Source organism: Caulobacter sp. SSI4214, from assembly GCF_012184455.1.
Classification (GTDB): domain Bacteria; phylum Pseudomonadota; class Alphaproteobacteria; order Caulobacterales; family Caulobacteraceae; genus Caulobacter; species Caulobacter vibrioides_E.
Map to the genome: position 1 here is coordinate 1 of NZ_SZWJ01000172.1, position 2657 is coordinate 2657.

At 67.1% G+C, this 2657-nt stretch carries 4 protein-coding genes; 1 reads left to right on the forward strand and 3 read right to left on the reverse strand.

What is annotated here, in order from left to right; genetic code table 11:
* On the forward strand, positions 1–347 hold a 347-nt coding region (locus FCU40_RS22920; protein WP_168078102.1), incomplete at its 5' end, for a DUF2155 domain-containing protein.
* Here the strand turns inward: FCU40_RS22920 and aat are convergent.
* The 3 genes from aat to FCU40_RS22935 form a co-directional block, all read right to left on the reverse strand.
* Complete coding sequence (aat, locus tag FCU40_RS22925; RefSeq protein ID WP_004615242.1) at positions 284–937, reverse strand: leucyl/phenylalanyl-tRNA--protein transferase; 654 nt, start codon at positions 935–937, stop codon at positions 284–286. The two genes, FCU40_RS22920 and aat, sit on opposite strands and share 64 nt — an antisense overlap.
* A gap of 124 nt (positions 938–1061) precedes the next feature.
* Entirely contained in the window at positions 1062–2408 is a 1347-nt protein-coding gene (gene accC / locus FCU40_RS22930; protein ID WP_004615243.1) for an acetyl-CoA carboxylase biotin carboxylase subunit, read from the reverse strand.
* A gap of 7 nt (positions 2409–2415) precedes the next feature.
* The coding region (locus FCU40_RS22935; RefSeq protein WP_342672579.1) for a biotin/lipoyl-containing protein at positions 2416–2657 on the reverse strand (242 nt) is incomplete at its 5' end.

Here is a 2657-nt window from a genome sequence, read left to right on the forward strand (position 1 = left end):
GCTACGCCATCGCGATCATGCAGGCGCTGGACAAGGTCACGACCGAGACCATGCGGTTCGAGGTCCCGGTCGGTCAGCCGATCCGCTACAAGACGCTGATCTTCACCGTCCGCGCTTGCGAGACGGCGGCCGCCGACGAGGTTGCGCCGGAAACCACGGCCTACGTGGTGATCGACACCCAGCCCAAGGCCCAGGCCGGCCGCGCCGCGCCCGCCGGTCGCCAGATCTACAAGGGGTGGATGTACGCCAGCTCCCCGGGCCTGCACCCGCTGGAGCATCCGGTCTATGACGCCTGGCTGATCGCCTGCAAGCAGTCGATCCCCGATGCGCCGCCCGCCAAGCCGTAGAAGTCGCCCTCGACGGTCAAGGCCTTGGCCAGGCGTCGCCGATAGTCCGCGCGACTGATCTCGATCGTGCCGAACTGCGTCAGGTGGTCCGTGATGAACTGGGTGTCCAGCAACAGGTAGCCGCCGACGATCAGCCGCGCGGCCAAATGCACCAGCGCCACCTTGCTGGCGTCCCGCGCGGTCGAGAACATGCTCTCGCCAAAGAACGCCCCGCCCAGCGACACGCCGTAGAGGCCCCCGACCAGATCCGTCCCCGACCAAGCCTCGACGCTGTGCGCCACGCCCCGCTGGAAGAGCTGGCCGTAGAGGCGCTGGATGGGATGGTTGATCCAGGTCTCCAGCCGCCCTGGCCGAGCGGCGGCGCAATTCTCGACCACCGCGTCGAACGCCGTGTCGATGCGGATCTCGTAGGGCTGATGGCGCACCGTGCGGGCCAGGCGCCGGGGAACGTGCAGCGCGTCGAGAGGCAGGACGCCCCGCCGCTCGGGATCGATCAGGAAGAGGCTCTCGTCCTCGCGGGCGTCGGCCATGGGGAAGACGCCGCGCGCGTAGCAAGCGACCAGGTCGTCGACCGTGAAGGCGTCTTCCATGACGAGGCCCGGACTAGAGCGTGATAGCCGAAAGTGTAAGCGGTTTCGGCGGTTATAACGCTCTAAATGTTTGATTTAGAGCCTTATTTCCCGCTCGAATGATTCCATTCGAGCGGATAAGGCTCTAGGCTTCCTGGGACTTGATCCAGCGCTCCAGCCAATGAATGTCGTAGTCGCCGGCCAGGATGTCGGGCTGCACCAGGAGGTCCTGGAACAGCGGGATCGTGGTCTCGACGCCGCCGACCACCATTTCGGCCAGGCAGCGCTTCAGGCGCGCGACGCACTCGGCGCGGTCACGACCATGCACGATCAGCTTGCCGATCAGGCTGTCGTAATAGGGCGGGATCGCATAGCCGGTGTAGATCGCCGAATCCAGGCGAACGCCCAGGCCGCCCGGCGCGTGGAAGTCGGTGATCACGCCGGGCGAGGGCGTGAACGTGCGAGGGCTCTCGGCATTGATCCGGCACTCGATCGCGTGGCCCTCGAACACCACGTCGTCCTGGGTGAACGACAGCGGCAGGCCGGCGGCGATACGGATCTGCTCGCGCACCAGGTCGATGCCGGTGATGGCTTCGGTGACCGGATGCTCGACCTGCAGACGGGTGTTCATCTCGATGAAGAAGAACTCGTCGTTCTCCCACAGGAACTCGATGGTCCCGACGCCCAGGTAGCCGATGGCCTTGACCGCATCGACGACGATCTTGCCGATCTTGGCGCGGCCTTCGGCGGAGAGGGCCGGCGAGGGGGCTTCTTCCAGCACCTTCTGGTGCCGGCGCTGCAGCGAGCAGTCGCGTTCGCCCAGGTGCACCACGTTGCCGTGGCTGTCGGCGATGACCTGCAGCTCGATGTGGCGCGGCTTCTGGAGGTAGCGCTCCATGTAGACCGTGTCGTCGCCGAAGGCGGCGCGGGCCTCGGCGCGGGCGGTCGAGACCGCTTCGGCGAGGTCTTCACGCGTCTGGGCGACCTTCATGCCGCGTCCGCCGCCGCCGGCGGCGGCCTTGATCAGCACGGGGAAGCCGATACGGTCGGCGGCCTCGAAGGCCTCTTCTTCGGTCGAGACGCCGCCGTCCGAGCCCGGAACGACCGGGATGCCGGCGTCCTTCACGGCCTGTTTGGCGGTGATCTTGTCGCCCATCATCCGGATGTGCTCGGGCTTCGGACCGATGAAGGTGAAGCCGTGCGCGCCGACGATCTCGGCGAAGCGGGCGTTCTCGGACAGGAAGCCATAGCCCGGATGGATCGCCTGGGCGCCGGTGATCTCGGCGGCCGCGATGATCGACGGGATGTTCAGGTAGCTCTTGGCGGCCGGAGCCGGACCGATGCAGACGCTTTCGTCGGCCAGGCGCACCCACATGGAGTTGCGGTCGGCCTCGGAGTGCACGGCCACCGTGGCGATGCCCATTTCCTTGCACGCCCGGTGGACCCGGAGCGCGATCTCGCCCCGGTTCGCGATGAGGATCTTGTCGAACATGGCGCGCTTACTCGATGACGACGAGCGGCTCGCCGAACTCGACGGGCTGGGCGTCGGCGACCAAGATCTCGACGACCTTGCCGGCCTTGGGGGCCTGGATCGGATTCATGGTCTTCATGGCTTCGACGATCAGCAGGGTCTGGCCGGCCGAAACGCTGTCGCCGACCTTCACGAACGGATCCGCGCCCGGCTGCGGCGACAGGTAGGCGGTGCCGACCATCGGCGACTTCACGGCGTCGCCGCGCGCGG

What these genes read in the sequence shown, in the direction of transcription:
- accC (WP_004615243.1), bottom strand. Translation starts at nt 2,408, where the DNA reads ATGTTCGACAAGATCCTCATCGCGAACCGGGGCGAGATCGCGCTCCGG.
- aat (WP_004615242.1), bottom strand. Translation starts at nt 937, where the DNA reads ATGGAAGACGCCTTCACGGTCGACGACCTGGTCGCTTGCTACGCGCGC.